This window comes from Rhodococcus sp. Ni2 (assembly GCF_021352185.1).
In the GTDB taxonomy this organism is placed as follows: domain Bacteria; phylum Actinomycetota; class Actinomycetes; order Mycobacteriales; family Mycobacteriaceae; genus Rhodococcus_F; species Rhodococcus_F qingshengii.
The window spans coordinates 2,199,870-2,215,267 of sequence record NZ_WOXZ01000002.1 but is presented as its reverse complement, the minus strand read 5'-3'; the positions used below and the strand labels follow the sequence as shown (position 1 = coordinate 2,215,267).

Genomic DNA, 15,398 nt, shown 5'->3' with positions numbered 1-15,398 from the left:
CTCCGAAAGGAGTCAGCCGGCGTTGTCTTGTGCTTTGGACGGACGGCCTGCTGTGTCAGCCGACGTTCCATTCCTGATGCTTCTCGGCTTCGGCCGCAGCGATCCGGCGTTGCTCCTCGGCGGCGAGCTGAATGTTGGTTCGTGTCCAGACCACCTTGAGCCAATGGAACGTCAAGAACACGACGGCAAACCATCCGATGATCAGCCCGATCGACGGTCCTGCCACATTGAAACCGGCGGGAATGGTCTGACGCGACCAGACGGCCATCATGCCGAGAGCGCTCGCCACGGCACTGCCGGCGAGTGCGACCCAGGCCAGACTCCAACGCCGCGTGACCAGCGCGAGCATCGAGAATCCGATGCCGAAGATGACGACGAACCACACGAACAAGCGTGAGAACAGTGCAATCCGTTCACTTTCCGCGTCCTGGTTGTACGCGAGCACATCCCAGCCGTTCGCCACTCCCGCATGGGGCAGTGCAAGGGTGCCGACCAGCACGAGCACCGCAACCGCGACAACCATGGCGCGCGCACCCGGATCAATTTCTCCCGCGACCTTGCGTTCCGCGTCGTCGAGGTCCTTGCGGTAGCCCTCGAAGGCGTCGTCGCCCGGCTGTGGTGTCGTGTTCTCGTGTTGCGAGGTCATGCGTTGCATCCCATCTGAACGGGTTGTGGGGCCGGGGCACCGATCTTCGGTAGTCCGAGACCTACGCCGATGGGCGGGGTCTTGGGTGTGATGCCCTTTTCGAACGAATCACCGGCGCGGGTCCGACGGTGCGTGAGCACTCCGTCATCTGCCACGAGGTGATGAGGGGCTCCGTGGGTGACGACGACCGTCACCACGTCACCGGGTCGGATTGTGCCGTCGAGGTTTCCCTCGGGGCGGAAATGCACCAGGCGGCCGTCTCGCGCGCGACCACTGAGACGGTGAGTCGCCGCGTTCTTCCGCCCCTCCCCCGCTGCCACCAAGAGTTCGACCTCGGTGCCGACGAGCTTGCGATTCTCCTCGATGTTCACTTCTTCCTGAACGGCGAGCAATCGCATGTAGCGTTCCTGGACAACCTCTTTGGGGAGTTGATCGGCCATCTCCGCCGCCGGCGTGCCCGGGCGCTTGGAGTACTGGAAGGTGTAGGCGTTGGAGAATCGCGCCTTGCGCACGACGTCCAGCGTCTCCTCGAAATCCTCTTCCGTCTCCCCCGGGAACCCGACGATGATGTCCGTGGTGATGGCGGCGTGCGGCATTGCGGCGCGCACCTTCTCGATGATCCCGAGGTACTTCGACTTGCGGTACGAGCGCTTCATCGCCTTGAGAACCTTGTCCGAACCGGACTGCAACGGCATGTGCAGTTGCGGGCAGACGTTGGGAGTGGTTGCCATCGCTTCGATGACGTCATCGGTGAACTCTGCCGGGTGCGGCGATGTGAACCTGACCCGTTCGAGGCCGTCGATGTGTCCACATGCCTTCAAGAGGGAGGCGAAGGCTCCGCGATCGCGCGGTTGCTCCGGATCGGCGAACGACACGCCGTAGGCGTTGACGTTCTGTCCCAGCAGGGTCACTTCCGAGACACCCTCGTCGACGAGTGCCTGCACCTCGGCCAGGATGTCGCCGGGACGTCGATCTACTTCCTTGCCACGCAGGGCCGGAACGATGCAGAACGTGCACGTGTTGTTGCAGCCCACCGAGATGGAAACCCAACCTGCATAAGCAGATTCGCGCTTGGCTGGCAGTGTCGACGGAAACGCCTCGAGTGCGTCGAGGATTTCGACCTCGGCGCGCTGATTGTGACGCGCACGGTCGAGCAGCGCGGGAAGCGAGCCGATGTTGTGAGTGCCGAAGACGACATCGACGAACGGCGCCTTCTTGACGACGGTGTCACGATCCTTCTGCGCCAGGCACCCGCCGACCGCGATCTGCATGTCGGGGTTCGCCTCCTTGTTCGGGGCGAGCTGGCTGAGGTTGCCGTACAACTTGTTGTCCGCGTTCTCGCGGACCGCACACGTGTTGAAGACGACAAGATCAGGATCGGTGCCGGTCTCCGCCTTCGAATACCCGGCGTCCTCGAGCAGACCGGACAGTCGCTCGGAATCGTGGACGTTCATCTGACAGCCGTACGTCCGCACCTCGTAGGTGCGAACAGACTTCGCCGTCGGCTCCGGAACTGCAGTCGGCTCCGGAAGTGCAGGGGACATTTCGTCGATCAGTGACACGCTTCAGCCTAGCTCACGTCCACTACGACGTGTAATAACGCCCTGATAAACAGCCGAAACGCGACATAAACGTCGTCACAGTAAAATTTCCATTACATATGGCAAGAACCATGGCGAAATCACGGGCGTCGACGCAAACTACGCCTAAGGTTCTCGTTTATGACCCAAGCCGACGATGCGACGACGCCGACCACCTCCGGCGATTCCACATCCATGATTTCGATGACCTCGGTGAACAAACACTTCGGGGAACTTCACGTCCTGCAAGAGGTCAATCTCGAGGTACCCAAGGGCCAAGTGGTGATCGTCCTTGGTCCGTCGGGCTCCGGTAAGTCGACTCTGTGCCGCACCATCAATCGCCTGGAACCCATCGACTCGGGCACCATTGCCGTCGACGGCAAGACGCTCCCCGAGGAGGGCAAAGCACTTGCCGCACTTCGTGCCGACGTCGGGATGGTCTTTCAGTCCTTCAACCTGTTCGCACACAAGACGATCCTCGAGAACGTCATGCTCGCACCGATGAAGGTTCGCAAGGCGAAGAAGGACGAAGCCAAGAAGACGGCGCAGGCATTGCTCGAGCGCGTCGGTATCGCCAATCAGGCCGACAAGTACCCGGCGCAGCTTTCCGGCGGTCAGCAACAGCGTGTCGCGATTGCTCGCGCTCTTGCGATGCAGCCGAAGGTGATGTTGTTCGACGAGCCCACCTCCGCTCTCGACCCCGAGATGGTCAACGAGGTCCTCGACGTCATGACTTCCCTCGCCAAGGAAGGCATGACCATGCTCGTGGTCACGCACGAGATGGGATTCGCCCGCAAAGCCGGCGATCGTGTGCTGTTCATGGCTGACGGCCAGGTCGTCGAAGACACCACGCCCGAAGAGTTCTTCACCCATCCCAAGTCGGATCGGGCCAAGGACTTCCTCGGCAAGATCCTCACTCACTGATCACAGTCCCCTCCGACAGTCCTGTCCTCGTCCACAAGACAACTTGCTCGACTGCACCGTTCACCTCGGCTGCACCGTTCATCTCGACTGCACCGTTTGCATGTCGACAACTGAGAGGATCTTCATGAAGATCAATCGCTCCGTCCGTTTCGGAATCGGAATCATGGCTATCGCGTTCGCTGCCACGGCTTGTGGTGGAGGAGAAGAAAAGAGCGCATCGCAGAGTGCTGCCGACGGAACGCTCACCGTCGGTATCAAGTTCGATCAGCCCGGCCTCGGTCAGCGCAATCCGGACGGGACGTTCTCCGGCTTCGACGTCGAGGTAGCCCGGTACATCGCGAACGAACTCGGCGTGAAGCCCGAAGGAATCACCTTCAAGGAATCACCGTCAGCCCAACGCGAGACCCTGATCCAGAACGGCGAGGTCGACTACATTGTGGCCACCTACTCGATCACCGACGCACGCAAGGAAAAGGTCGGCTTTGCCGGTCCGTACTTCATCGCCGGCCAATCGCTGCTCGTTCGCTCCGACAACACCGACATCACCGGTCGCGATTCTCTCAGCGGCGGCAAGAAGCTCTGCTCGGTGACTGGCTCCACTCCGGCTCAGAAGGTCAAGGACTCCGTACCTGACGTCCAACTTCAGGAGTTCGACACCTACTCTGCTTGTGTCGAAGCACTGCGCAACGGCGCTGTCGACGCAGTCACCACCGATGACATCATCCTCGCTGGTTTTGCCGCACAGTACCCCGGCCAGTTGAAGGTCGTCGGAGAACCGTTCACAACGGAAAACTACGGCGTCGGCCTGGCCAAGGACGATTCCGAGACCCGCGGCAAGATCAACGACGCCATCGAGAAGATGATCTCCACCGGCGCATGGGAAGAAGCCTTCAACAACACCGTTGGCGCTTCGGGCTACCCCATCCCGGCGCCGCCCACCGTTGATCGTTACTGACCTGCTTTTTTCACCGTCAATCTCGCTGCGGCTCCCACTTCGGGAGCCGCAGCGCGTGACGCCACCAACGGAGATCCCGTGATCTGGGGAGACGGCAAGTGAACCTTCTGAGCAAGTACGGCGACCAGCTTCTGGAAGCCTTCTGGACCACGATCCAGCTGACATTTTTCTCCGCGATCGGCGCTGTCATCATCGGTGTGCTGATCGCGGCGATGCGCGTGTCACCGGTCCCGGTCGCCCGATTCCTGGGCGCCGCGTACGTGACCGTGTTCCGCAATACCCCCCTCACACTGATTCTGTTGTTCTGTCTGTTCGGTCTTTCGCAGACGCTCGGAGTCAACCTCGCCAAGTCGGATTCGCCGACATTTCTGGTGGACAACAACTTCCGACTCGCCGTCCTCGGCCTCAGTGTCTACACCGCCGCGTTCGTGTGTGAGTCACTTCGATCGGGAATCAATACCGTTCCGGTCGGCCAGGCCGAAGCGGGCCGATCACTCGGTCTGTCGTTTGCACAAAATCTTCGGCTGATCGTCCTGCCTCAGGCATTTCGCGCGGTCACAGCACCGCTGGGTAGCGTGCTGATCGCACTGACCAAGAACTCGACCATCGCCGCGGTGATCGGCGTATCCGAAGCGTCAGCGCTGATGAAGAAGATGATCGAAAACGAAGCGGCGATCTTCGTCGTCGGTGGAATCTTCGCTGTCGGTTTCGTGATCCTGACACTTCCCATGGGCTTGATCTTCGGCAAGCTGAGCAAGCGATTCGAGGTTTCACGATGAGCAACCGCGCAACAGTCCTCTACGACGCGCCAGGTCCGAGAGCGCGAAATCTCTACCGATTCGCATCCCTTGTCGTCGCCGCACTCATGGTCGCAATCGGTTACGTCATCTACCGCGCACTCGACGAAAAGGGCCAGCTGACAGCAGCGAAGTGGGATCCGTTCCTCGAATCCACCTCGTGGACAACGTATCTGATACCCGGCATCCGAGGGACGCTGATCGCGGCTGCGATGTCCATCGTCTTCGCGCTCATCCTCGGTTCTGCCCTGGGTATCGGCCGACTCTCCGAGCACAACATCATTCGGAAGATCTGCGGCGTCATCGTCGAATTGTTCCGAGCAGTACCGGTTCTGATTCTGATGATCTTCTCGTATCAGGTGTTCGCCGAATACGAAGTCTTCAAGTCCAAGTACCTCGCACTCGCCGCAGTCGTCGTGGGCTTGACCCTGTACAACGGGTCAGTGATCGCCGAGATCGTCCGCGCCGGAATCAACTCACTCCCACGAGGGCAAAGTGAGGCCGCCAAGGCACTAGGCATGCGCAAGACGCAGATCATGGTGACAATCCTGCTCCCCCAAGCGGTTACCGCCATGCTCCCGGCACTGATTTCACAGATGGTCGTGGCGTTGAAGGACTCCGCCCTCGGCTACCTGATCGGGTATGTCGAGCTGGTGCGTCAGGCCCAACAGCTCGGCACCTTCTACGGAAACTTCCTGCCGGCGCTCATCGTGGTCGCAGCGATCATGATCGCTCTCAACTCGGCTCTGACCTTCCTGGCAACCAAGGTGGAGAAGCGCCTGCGGTCCGGGAAGCGAAAGGGCAAGGGCCCCATCGCGGCTCCGTCCGCCGACCCAGCTGTTTCGGTTCCGGGTATGGACCTGACCAAGCCGTGAATCAGATGGAGCCGTGAGTCGAATCCAGCCGCGTTAGCGCGAATACACAACAGGGCGGGGGTACCACCGAATTTCGGTGGTACCCCCGCCCTTTTGTTCTGAATGCTGCACTTCGCTACGAGTCGGTGACCGCCGCCATCTCGGCTTTGACCACCTCGTAGGACATCCCCGCTGAATATCCCTTGCGTGCCAGCATCGAGACCAGTCGACGCGTGACCTTGTCGCGATCATCGACGGGCTTGTTCTTCAGCTTCCGCCGAACCAGCTCCGCTGCTCGCTCGCGTTCATCTTCCGGATCGATCTGTGACAACGCTTCGGAAGCGGTGTCCTGGTCGATTCCTTTGAGCCGCAACTCGACTGCAAGCGCACGCTTTCCCTTGCCCGAGTACGTATGCCGCGAATGAACCCACTGGTTCGCGAAGTCTGCGTCGTCGATCAACCCGATTTCTTGGAGTCGATCGAGGACCTTGGCAATGATCTCGGGCTCGAAGCCGCGCCCGCTCAGCTTTGTTTCCAGCTCGGAACGACTGCGCGCCCGGTCGGTCAGGAGGCGTAGGCAAGCATCTTTGGCCTGCGCCTCCGTCCCACCCTCTGCGCGTTGCGACGGCTTCTCGGATCGTTGACGGGATCGACGCCGAGGAGCGCCGTACTCTTCACGAGCATTCTCGCCGTTGTCACCGTCGTCGAAGCTCATGACTGAACTCAGAAGTCGGCGGGAGCTTCGTCGGTTGCAGTGACGTCAGCACCGATACCGAGCTTTTCCTTGATCTTCTTCTCGATCTCGTCACGGATATCGGTGTTCTCCAGCAAGAACTTACGAGCATTTTCCTTGCCCTGACCCAACTGGTCACCTTCGTAGGTGTACCAGGAGCCGGACTTGCGGATGAACCCGTGCTCGACACCCATGTCGATGAGCGAGCCTTCCTTGCTGATGCCCTGGCCGTAGAGAATATCGAACTCGGCCTGCTTGAACGGCGGCGCGACCTTGTTCTTGACGACCTTGACGCGAGTGCGGTTACCCACTGCGTCGGTACCGTCCTTGAGAGTTTCGATACGACGGATGTCGAGGCGGACCGAAGCGTAGAACTTCAGTGCCTTACCACCGGTGGTGGTTTCGGGAGAACCGAACATCACACCGATCTTCTCGCGAAGCTGGTTGATGAAGATGACGGTGGTGCCCGAGTTGTTCATGGCACCGGTGATCTTGCGCAGCGCCTGACTCATCAGTCGAGCCTGCAAACCGACGTGGCTGTCACCCATCTCGCCTTCGATCTCGGCGCGAGGAACAAGAGCGGCCACGGAGTCGATCACGACGATGTCGAGGGCGCCTGAACGGATCAGCATGTCGGTGATTTCGAGGGCCTGCTCACCCGTATCGGGCTGCGAGACCAGGAGTGCATCGGTATCGACGCCCAGCTTGGCTGCATAGTCGGGATCGAGTGCGTGCTCCGCGTCGATGAACGCCGCGATGCCGCCGTTGGCCTGAGCATTGGCAACTGCGTGCAGTGCCACGGTGGTCTTACCCGAAGATTCCGGGCCGTAGATCTCGATGACGCGGCCACGCGGCAGTCCGCCGATACCCAGCGCGACGTCGAGCGCGATGGAACCGGTGGGAATGACGGCAATGGGCTGGCGGACACCCTCACCCAGGCGCATCACCGAACCCTTGCCGAAGTTCTTGTCGATCTGCGCCAACGCGAGGTCGAGTGCCTTGTCCCGATCAGGTGCCTGTGGTGCCATCGTGATCCCCATCCTTGTTTCAGTCTTCAGTGCCTGCCTGAGCAGACTCCGTCTCTTCAGCGCCTGCCTGAGCCGACCCTGTTGGTGTGTTGCGATCAGAGTAGATCCGGCCACCGACAGACTTTTCGATCTTGCTTTAGCGCTTGTCGATCACCGCGTTTGTAGGTCACCGCGTTTGTAGAACATCGAAAGTTCGCAGTTACCAAAGAAGCGTCACCACCGAACAGGTTCAGCATAGACGAACACGTGTTCGAACAGAAGATGGGAGACGTTCGACACGCCGAAGAATCAGCGGCGGGCGGGTGGTACGTCGAACTCCACACAGAGCGCACGCCACACTTCGCGAGGCTCCCAGCCTGCTTCGACGGCCTCCGCGGCAGTCATTCCGTCGAGACTCTGGAGTACATGGTCGATCAGCATCGAGTCGCCTCGTACCTGCCCGAACTCTTCGCGCACCATTTCATGAAATTCGGTCAACCGCACAGCCGCCACCGTAGTCCACAGAGCGGTGCACCTGCATTCAGGCGCAACGTGCTCACGCCGTCACACCTCCGTTGACCACCTGTCGGCACACCGCCACCGGATCGGTGACCTGCGACGCAGTCGCGGCAGCCGCTCTCGCAGCTTCCGCGAATCGTTTGTCGGAGAGCACCTGCAGTACGGCATCGCGAATCGACTGAGCATCTGCGGGCCGCACGATCACCGACGTCCCTGCCCGCGCAGCGCGATTGGCCAACTCCCACTGGTCCCCGCCCCCGGGAACGACGACCGTCGGCACGCCGGCCAGCAGGGCCTTCGCCAACATGCCGTGCCCGCCGCCACATACCAACACCGACGCGTCACGCAGCATCGCGTCCTGGCGTCCGAGACCTGCACGAACCCAATCAGGATGCTCACCTTCAGCCCCGTCGAGCATCGACGCAATCAGCCGCACACCGGCTCCGCCGAGTCCTTCGACCGTGCCCTCGAACATTCCCACTGCGCCGGTGTGCGCCGTGGAGGGCGCCACCATAACCAGCGGTTCGTCACCTGGCGGTGGATCCAGAATCACCTCGGTCGGCTCCCACAGAAGCGGTCCGACGACGTGAGCGCGCTCCGGCCAGTCGGGGCGAGGCACTTCGAGTGCCGGAAGTGTTGCGATCAGCCGCGCTTGCGGACCGGGATCCAGAGCGGGCAGTCCGACACCGACACGGGCCTGGGATCGCTGGGCCAACCCTTGCTTGATCGAACGTCCCGTCGCTGCGCGCATCAGGGTATCGCGGAGTCGACCACGAATTCCGACGCCGGGAGCGAGCCCACTGCCGATCGGCGGCAACCCCCGTGAAGGTGAGTACAGCGGGTGAGGCGAGAGTTCCACCCAGGGGATGCCAAGTCTTTCGGCGGCCAATCCGCCTCCGGCAGTGAGGATGTCGGAAACGACGAGATCCGGGGAGACGGATTTCAGGTCGGGAAGCAGTTCGGTGGAAATATAGGCGGCGCGCGAATGAATCCGAGCGCCTGCATCAAGATCGTCGTCTCCCGGCCGCGGGGCCAAGCCCTTGAGCGGCTCGGCTTCCACGCCGGCTGCTCGCGCTGCCTCGACCCACCGGGTCCCCGTGTACAGGATCGGTTCGTCGCCGGCCTGGATCAACGCCAGCGACAACGCTATTGCGGGAAAAGCATGACCCGGGTCCGGCCCGGCAACAACGGCTACACGCACCGGATCAGAGTGTCACACCGAGTGAAAGGCCTGTTCCGCCGCACCCCGTGCGCGTTCGCGATCCGAAGCCACCAATCCGATTCTCGTCCTGCGATCGAGGACGTCGTCGACGTCGAGGGCGCCTTCATGCGACACCGCGAAATCGAACTCGGCACCGCAGATCTCCAAGTCCGCAACCGACCGGAGACGATCGCCGCTCGCCGCGGCAACGACCTCGGCCTCGGTGCCGTATCGCGCCACCAATGACGCGGGTGCCTTGATCTTCTTCAATTCCGCCGGTGATGCAGCGCCTACCAGCGGCAACGCGCGTGTCCGACATGCCCCGGCGCTCAGCGACCCGACCTCGACCGCAGCGTCGACGGCGTCTTCGGCCATCTTGCGGTACGTCGTGAGTTTTCCGCCTACCACCGTGACCAAGCCCGAGTCCGAACGGACTACAGCGTGATTGCGCGAGAGGTCGGCCGTCGAGCCTTCACCGGTGTCCAGCAGCGGACGCAGACCCGCGAAGGTCCCCAAGACGTCCCCACGGGTCAGCGGAACTTCCAACGCCGTGTTCACGGTGTCGAGCAGGAAGTCGATCTCGTCCTCTGACGCCGACGGCACGTCTGGCACCGGTCCCGGCGCTGCTTCGTCGGTCAACCCGAGGTAGATCCGGCCGAGCTGGGCGGGCAGGGCGAAGACGAAACGGTTGGTCTCGCCGGGAATCGGCACGGTCAGCGCTGCCGTGGGGTTCCCCAATCGCGCTGCATCGAGCACCAGGTGCGTCCCGCGGCTGGGGCGGAGGGTGATGCTGGAGTCGACCTGATCAGCCCAGACACCGGTCGCATTGACCACGACGCGGGCACGCATCAAGAACTCGGATCCGGTCAACTCGTCGCGCAAGGTGGCCGACGTTCCGGATACGTCGTATGCACCGACGCGGGTCAGGATTCGCGCGCCGTGCGACGCTGCGGTTCTGGCGATACCGACGACGAGGCGGGCGTCGTCGATGAGCTGCCCGTCGAACGCGGTCAAGGCGCCTCGTAGGTTCTCCTGCTTGACCGCGGGAGCCAATTCGCGCGCCCGCGCAGCGCTGACCGTCCGTGATCTGGGCAGCACCGAAGCCGGGGTTCGCGCCGACATGCGCAGAGCGTCACCGGCCAGGAAACCGGTACGCACCAGGGCCTTCCCGAAGAACGACGTTTCGGGCAACAGCGGTACGAGTTGAGGCATGGCGCGAACGAGGTGCGGCGCGGTGCGCGTCATGAGGATGCCGCGCTCGACCGCACTTTCACGCGCTATACCGACATTGCCGGAAGCCAGGTACCGAAGGCCGCCGTGTGCGAGTTTCGAACTCCAGCGGCTGGTGCCGAACGCGAGGTCGTGCTTTTCGACCAGCGCAACACTGAGCCCACGAGTCACGGCGTCGAGAGCGACACCGACACCGGTGATTCCGCCGCCGATCACCAGGACGTCGACCGAATCGCCGTTCGCCAACTGCTCGAGTTCACGAGTACGCCGTTGTGCGTTGAGCGCTGAATCGCTGCCTGCTGAATCTAGGGGGCTCACAGCTATTCTCCCGAATTCTTGACGGGTGCCAGATAAGCAGCGACCGCATATCGAAGTTGCTCGACCGACGCATCGGAGGAAAGCTCCGGCTCGAGAGTCGGCGCAGAAATGACGACGGACTGAGCCATCAGTAGAACCATCGCCGCGATCTCGTTGACGCTTCCCTCGCGAATCGAACCATCCTGTTGGCCGGCCGCGACAACGGATGTGATCAGCTCGAGAATCGACTTCTGGCTCGCGCCGAGCCGGTCCACGATGTAGGTCGTCAGCAATTCTTGATCGGCTTGCCGAATTTTCACGAAGAGCGGATGGTCGCGAATCTGGCCGACGACGTCACCGATCGCCTCCACGAGCAACGTGCCGGCAGACCCGTTGAAGGTCACCTCGGGCAGCACCGATCGGATCTCCCGGGTGAGCAGGTCCGCGACGACAGCTCGCGTGTCCGGCCATCGCCGGTAGACCGTCGGTCGGCTCACGCCGGCCCGACGCGAGATCTCGGCAAGTGTGGTTCGCTGCATTCCGAAATCGAGGACACACGACCTTGCTGCGTCGAGAATCACGTCGTCGATCTCGCGGCTGGGGATGCGCTGACCATCTGCCTTGCGAGGGGCAATTGAGTCATCTGCGTTACGGATTACCATCGTGTGTAACACAATACCGGACAAGTCACCGGTAATCCCGTCGGGACTTGCGATTTCTCTCGCTCAGAGATCATCAGAAATAGTACAACTCGAAACCAACTGCTCGCTCGGCGTCGAAACCAGGCTTCGGTCCGCTGACCATGTCGATCTGTGCGCGCGCCTGTTCCCGGATCGGCGTGGAACTCAGCGCCGCCAGATATCGCGCATGTTCCGCGAGCGAATCCACGGCGCGATCGACCGTCGACGTCACGTCGACGCAGTGTGTGGGAGTCATCGTATTAACCGCAACCCACCGAACACCGGACCACGGCGCCAGTCCCTGCGCTGTCAAAGAGGGAAAGATCCATTCGTTCGCTGCGTCGGCAGTTGCGTCGAGAACGCTGATCCCGAGTGCACGGTGATCTGCGCTGTTCAGATAGCCGGGGCCCCAGGTGTGGGAGAAGTTCATCGTCACCACCAATTCCGGACGGTGGCGGCGAATTGCTGCGGCGAGAGTCGAGCGCAACTCCAAGCCTTCCACGAGACGACCGTCGGGCAGGCCGAGGAACTCCACCTCACCGACACCGACGATCGCGGCCGAGCGACGCTCTTCTTCCTCGCGGATCGGGCCGGACTCCTCGGGCGACAGACCGGCGATTCCGGCCTCGCCGCGCGTGGCCAGGATATATCGCACGTCTTTGCCGCGATCGGTCCACTGCGCCACTGCTGCGGCTGCGCCGTATTCGATGTCATCGGGATGCGCCACGATGACAATCGCGCGCTGCCAGTCCTCGGGGAAGTTTTCCATAGGGCAGATCTTGCCCGTCAGAACCGCGAAGCGGGCGAATTGTCGTCACTTCCCGACATCGCCTTCACCAGGAAGTAGATTCCGAAGCCGACAGCGCCGACCACCAGAACCCAGAAAAGCCCCTTGATCAGCGCACCGACCACCGCGAGTGCGACCCACACCAGTACGACGGCCAAGACGATCTTCCAAAACATGCTTACCTCCAACGTGCCGTTGAATAATCAGTCGAATCGGACAGGTGCTGCGTCGTCCGTAGAACCAGCCTGACAGGTCTGGCGTGACAAAGCAGCAGCTCAGCGGCAAGTTCAGGTAAAGATCAGGGTTCACCCCGAGACCGGCCCTCACGCAGGTCAGGTGTCCAACCCATGGGTGCCTGCTCCTGGCGTAAACTCGCGAAGTTCGATCCCGTATGCCGAAGGAGCACGTCCGCAGTGTCTACGACCCGTTTCCCCGCTCGCGATCTCGCGCATGTAGCCGTCTTCGCCGCACTCATCATCGCGCTGGGCCTACCCGGGTCGATCAACATCGGCATTTCCGGCGTGCCGATCACCCTTCAGTCCATGGGCGTCATGATGGCCGGCGCTCTACTCGGACCGCGCAAGGGTGTTCTCGCCGTCCTGACGGTCATTGCTCTGGGATTGGTCGGTCTACCGGTCCTTGCCGGCGGTCGCACCGCACTCGTGTCTCTATCGAGCCCGACAGCCGGATTCCTCATCGGTTGGATCCCGACGGCATTTGTCATCGGATGGCTGACCGCCAAGATGCTGCCCAAGTACCGGATCATCGCGGGCATCGGCATCAACCTTCTCGGCGGCGTCGTCGTTCTCTACGCGTTCGGCATCGTTGGAATGATGGTCCGCGGACACATGAGCTTCGTTGCCGCATGGTCGGCCAACGCCGCCTTCATCCCGCTCGACGCCGCAAAAGCAGTCGTCACCGCGTTGGTCGCGTCCCAGGTTCACCGGGCATACCCGGCACTACTGCGCGACTCGGTGATCTCGTCGAACAAGACCGTGGTGGCGAATTGATCTCCGATGAGTGAGATCGTCTTCGAGAACGTCGGACACAGCTTCGGTGAACGAACGGTCCTGCAGCAGATAGATCTGCGACTGAGCGAGCAGCGAATCGGAATCGTGGGTGCGAACGGAAGCGGCAAGTCGACGCTCGCTCGCATGATCAACGGACTGGTCGTTCCGACGGAAGGACACGTCCACGTCAACGGCTTGGACACGGCGAAGAAGGGCCGCGACGTACGCAAGCAGGTCGGATTCGTCTTCACCGATCCCAACCACCAGATCGTGATGCCGACGGTTGCCGAGGACATCGAATTCTCGCTCCGCCGTAGCGGATTGGGCAAAGCCGAGCGCGCCGCAAAGGTGGCCTCGGTGCTCGAACGCTACGGCCTCGCCGGGCACGCCGACCATCCCACCCACCAGCTTTCGGGCGGGCAGAAACAGCTCCTCGCGCTCGCGGCCATCATGGTGACGGAACCGAACGTACTCGTCGCCGACGAACCCACCACGCTCCTCGATCTTCGCAACTCTCGGCTGATCAGCTCGGTATTCGAGTCACTCGATCAGCAACTGATCGTCGTGACCCACCAACTCGATCTCCTCGAGTCCTTCGAACGGGTGTTGGTCGTCGACCAAGGCCGCGTCGTCGCTGACGGTTCCCCCGCCGACTCCATCGATCACTACCGGTCGTTGGTCTCGTGACCACTCTCGGCGTCTACCGTCCGGGCCGCTCACTCCTGCACCGGATGCCGACGGGAATCAAGCTCTTCGCCTTGGTCGTGGCCATCCTCGCCGTCTCGATCTTCGTTCGTGAGCCGTGGCAACTGGCAGCTCCCACGATCGTCGTTGTGGCCCTGTACGCGGTTGCGCGCATTCCTCCGATGACTGCGATCCGGCAGCTGCGTCCGGCGCTGTGGATGTTGCTCTTCATCGGGGCGTTCCAGCTGGTAGTCGCGGGATGGCAGCGAGCGGCCGTCGTGTGCGGGGTTCTGATCATTTCGATCGCCTTCGCGGCGATCATGGGTCTGACCACACGGATCTCCGAGATGCTCGACGCGATCACCCGGTTCCTGACACCCTTGCGACGCTTCGGCGTCAATCCCGAACGGATCGCTTTGCTCCTCGCAATGACGATCCGGTGCATCCCGCTGATGTTCGAGGTCATCACACAGGTGTCCGAGGCACGCAAGGCGCGAGGGCTCGGATTCTCGCTGCGATCCTTCGCAGTTCCGGTCATCGTCGGCACCCTGATGACCGCGGACGCAATGGGTGAAGCGTTGGCGGCCCGCGGCGCCGACGACTGAGATTTCGAACAGGGTGCATCGATCAGGCGCGAGGACCGATCAGTTGTACTTGCGGGTGATGTCGTCCACCTCACCGATGGCGTCGGCAAGCGCCGAGAGTCGCTCGGCGGCCGCGTGCAGCGCCGAGAGTTCTCGGTTGAATCCCACCAGAGCCGAAGGGCTGTGAGGCGCTGTCAATGCAGCTGCGGAGGTCACCAGATCCTCGTACTGATCCAACCCCGACTGCAACTCACGAACTGCGCCGTCAATGGTGGGATCAAGAGGTTCGGTCACCTTGGGTGTAGCGGCCACGGCGCGTTCCATCGCGACGACATCCGAAGACACCGCGAACATCGCTCTCAATGCCGAATCGGCGGTAACAGTGATTTCGTCCAACTCACCGGGGTCGATGGTGTCGGCGCGCCTGAGCACACTCAAGATCTCGAACAACGAAGTCTCGGCGCCGATGAGGCGAGACATCGGGATGAACGCGCGAGACGACGACGGTGGCAAGCGCCGGCGAATCGGCGCCGACGGCGGTGGGCCGGAACTCATCGAACGGTAACGGCCGACCGCGATGACGGCGGGAACCGCGAACAGTGCCGCTCCCCCGCCTGCCACGACCACCGACCACTCGGGGGCCGACGCAACAGCAAGGCCGGCCGTGCCGACCACTGATCCGCCGGACATGAAACCCCAACGCTGAGCGCGTCGACGTGCACGGGCACGTTTGCGCTCGAATTTGGCGCGCGGGTCCTGCCACCGCCGAGCGGCATCCGCCGCAGACAGTCCGACCTCGCGCAATGTGTCCGCGGTGCGTCCCAACGCTCCGAAGGCGCCGGATACGGAAACGGGAACGGCCGACCGGGGCTCGCGCCCAGATCGACCGTCTCGTGAAGAAAACATCAGA

General features: G+C 62.2%; 18 protein-coding genes. 7 read left to right on the top strand and 11 right to left on the bottom strand.

Annotation, left to right across the window (positions count from 1 at the left end):
* Positions 1-55 precede the first annotated feature (55 nt).
* The gene (locus GN300_RS23915; RefSeq protein WP_063316728.1) at positions 56-646 is read right to left on the bottom strand and encodes a hypothetical protein; all 591 of its coding nucleotides are present in this window, start codon (positions 644-646) and stop codon (positions 56-58) included.
* Entirely contained in the window at positions 643-2,190 is a 1,548-nt protein-coding gene (gene miaB, locus GN300_RS23910) for a tRNA (N6-isopentenyl adenosine(37)-C2)-methylthiotransferase MiaB (RefSeq protein WP_063316727.1), read from the bottom strand. The genes GN300_RS23915 and miaB overlap by 4 nt, the downstream gene beginning before the upstream one ends.
* Before the next feature lie 231 nt (positions 2,191-2,421).
* Here miaB and gluA point away from each other — a divergent pair, with 231 nt between their 5' ends.
* The 4 genes from gluA (at position 2,422) to GN300_RS23890 (ending at position 5,777) form a co-directional block, all read left to right on the top strand.
* Entirely contained in the window at positions 2,422-3,150 is a 729-nt protein-coding gene (gene gluA, locus GN300_RS23905; RefSeq protein WP_007735175.1) for a glutamate ABC transporter ATP-binding protein GluA, read from the top strand.
* A gap of 124 nt (positions 3,151-3,274) precedes the next feature.
* Positions 3,275-4,105 carry a glutamate ABC transporter substrate-binding protein gene (locus tag GN300_RS23900; RefSeq protein ID WP_003942146.1) on the top strand — a complete coding sequence of 277 codons (831 nt, stop codon included), beginning with the start codon at positions 3,275-3,277 and terminating at the stop codon, positions 4,103-4,105.
* Between the two features lie 98 nt (positions 4,106-4,203).
* Complete coding sequence (locus GN300_RS23895) at positions 4,204-4,884, top strand: amino acid ABC transporter permease (protein WP_003942105.1); 681 nt, start codon at positions 4,204-4,206, stop codon at positions 4,882-4,884.
* Positions 4,881-5,777: an amino acid ABC transporter permease gene (locus tag GN300_RS23890; RefSeq protein WP_007735172.1), complete on the top strand. Its 897-nt coding sequence runs from the start codon at positions 4,881-4,883 to the stop codon at positions 5,775-5,777. Before GN300_RS23895 ends, GN300_RS23890 begins: the two co-directional genes overlap by 4 nt.
* Before the next feature lie 115 nt (positions 5,778-5,892).
* Here the strand turns inward: GN300_RS23890 and recX are convergent, their stop codons facing one another.
* The 8 genes from recX to GN300_RS23850 all read right to left on the bottom strand — a co-directional run bounded on the left by recX (position 5,893) and on the right by GN300_RS23850 (position 12,386).
* A complete protein-coding gene (recX, locus tag GN300_RS23885; protein ID WP_054825713.1) occupies positions 5,893-6,471 on the bottom strand; it encodes a recombination regulator RecX in 579 nt (192 codons plus the stop codon).
* Between the two features lie 8 nt (positions 6,472-6,479).
* Complete coding sequence (recA, locus tag GN300_RS23880; RefSeq protein WP_007735170.1) at positions 6,480-7,517, bottom strand: recombinase RecA; 1,038 nt, start codon at positions 7,515-7,517, stop codon at positions 6,480-6,482.
* 288 nt (positions 7,518-7,805) lie between these two features.
* Complete coding sequence (locus tag GN300_RS23875; RefSeq protein WP_003942185.1) at positions 7,806-8,000, bottom strand: DUF3046 domain-containing protein; 195 nt, start codon at positions 7,998-8,000, stop codon at positions 7,806-7,808.
* 52 nt (positions 8,001-8,052) lie between these two features.
* Positions 8,053-9,216 carry a glycosyltransferase gene (locus GN300_RS23870; protein WP_042450679.1) on the bottom strand — a complete coding sequence of 388 codons (1,164 nt, stop codon included), beginning with the start codon at positions 9,214-9,216 and terminating at the stop codon, positions 8,053-8,055.
* Positions 9,217-9,228: 12 nt separating this feature from the next.
* A complete protein-coding gene (locus GN300_RS23865; RefSeq protein ID WP_063316520.1) occupies positions 9,229-10,764 on the bottom strand; it encodes a glycerol-3-phosphate dehydrogenase/oxidase in 1,536 nt (511 codons plus the stop codon).
* A 2-nt stretch (positions 10,765-10,766) separates the two neighbouring features.
* Positions 10,767-11,405 (bottom strand): TetR/AcrR family transcriptional regulator, encoded by a 639-nt coding sequence (locus GN300_RS23860; RefSeq protein WP_003942216.1) that lies wholly within the window; start codon positions 11,403-11,405, stop codon positions 10,767-10,769.
* 73 nt (positions 11,406-11,478) lie between these two features.
* Positions 11,479-12,192, bottom strand: coding sequence for a PIG-L deacetylase family protein (locus GN300_RS23855; protein WP_063316521.1), 714 nt, complete (start codon positions 12,190-12,192; stop codon positions 11,479-11,481).
* 17 nt (positions 12,193-12,209) lie between these two features.
* Positions 12,210-12,386, bottom strand: coding sequence for a hypothetical protein (locus tag GN300_RS23850; RefSeq protein ID WP_003942133.1), 177 nt, complete (start codon positions 12,384-12,386; stop codon positions 12,210-12,212).
* 237 nt (positions 12,387-12,623) lie between these two features.
* On the opposite strand from GN300_RS23850, the gene GN300_RS23845 reads away from it, so the two are divergent.
* From GN300_RS23845 to GN300_RS23835, 3 genes are read left to right on the top strand one after another with little or no spacing between them, the layout of a single operon-like run.
* Positions 12,624-13,220 carry a biotin transporter BioY gene (locus GN300_RS23845; RefSeq protein ID WP_007735162.1) on the top strand — a complete coding sequence of 199 codons (597 nt, stop codon included), beginning with the start codon at positions 12,624-12,626 and terminating at the stop codon, positions 13,218-13,220.
* Between the two features lie 6 nt (positions 13,221-13,226).
* Positions 13,227-13,907, top strand: a complete 681-nt coding sequence (locus GN300_RS23840) for an energy-coupling factor ABC transporter ATP-binding protein (RefSeq protein WP_007735161.1) — start codon at positions 13,227-13,229, stop codon at positions 13,905-13,907.
* Positions 13,904-14,509, top strand: coding sequence for an energy-coupling factor transporter transmembrane protein EcfT (locus GN300_RS23835; protein ID WP_007735160.1), 606 nt, complete (start codon positions 13,904-13,906; stop codon positions 14,507-14,509). Before GN300_RS23840 ends, GN300_RS23835 begins: the two co-directional genes overlap by 4 nt.
* 39 nt (positions 14,510-14,548) lie before the next feature.
* On the opposite strand, the gene GN300_RS23830 is transcribed toward GN300_RS23835, so the two are convergent.
* Positions 14,549-15,394, bottom strand: a complete 846-nt coding sequence (locus GN300_RS23830) for a hypothetical protein (RefSeq protein ID WP_020907518.1) — start codon at positions 15,392-15,394, stop codon at positions 14,549-14,551.
* Positions 15,395-15,398 lie beyond the last annotated feature (4 nt).

Excerpts from the sequence above, each read along its gene's own strand:
- gluA (WP_007735175.1), top strand. The coding sequence starts at position 2,422 with ATGATTTCGATGACCTCGGTGAACAAACACTTCGGGGAACTTCACGTC.
- GN300_RS23860 (WP_003942216.1), bottom strand. The coding sequence starts at position 11,405 with ATGGTAATCCGTAACGCAGATGACTCAATTGCCCCTCGCAAGGCAGAT.
- GN300_RS23830 (WP_020907518.1), bottom strand. The coding sequence starts at position 15,394 with ATGTTTTCTTCACGAGACGGTCGATCTGGGCGCGAGCCCCGGTCGGCC.
- recA (WP_007735170.1), bottom strand. The coding sequence starts at position 7,517 with ATGGCACCACAGGCACCTGATCGGGACAAGGCACTCGACCTCGCGTTG.
- GN300_RS23900 (WP_003942146.1), top strand. The coding sequence starts at position 3,275 with ATGAAGATCAATCGCTCCGTCCGTTTCGGAATCGGAATCATGGCTATC.
- miaB (WP_063316727.1), bottom strand. The coding sequence starts at position 2,190 with ATGTCCCCTGCACTTCCGGAGCCGACTGCAGTTCCGGAGCCGACGGCG.
- GN300_RS23850 (WP_003942133.1), bottom strand. The coding sequence starts at position 12,386 with ATGTTTTGGAAGATCGTCTTGGCCGTCGTACTGGTGTGGGTCGCACTC.
- GN300_RS23890 (WP_007735172.1), top strand. The coding sequence starts at position 4,881 with ATGAGCAACCGCGCAACAGTCCTCTACGACGCGCCAGGTCCGAGAGCG.
- recX (WP_054825713.1), bottom strand. The coding sequence starts at position 6,471 with ATGAGCTTCGACGACGGTGACAACGGCGAGAATGCTCGTGAAGAGTAC.
- GN300_RS23915 (WP_063316728.1), bottom strand. The coding sequence starts at position 646 with ATGACCTCGCAACACGAGAACACGACACCACAGCCGGGCGACGACGCC.
- GN300_RS23840 (WP_007735161.1), top strand. The coding sequence starts at position 13,227 with ATGAGTGAGATCGTCTTCGAGAACGTCGGACACAGCTTCGGTGAACGA.
- GN300_RS23855 (WP_063316521.1), bottom strand. The coding sequence starts at position 12,192 with ATGGAAAACTTCCCCGAGGACTGGCAGCGCGCGATTGTCATCGTGGCG.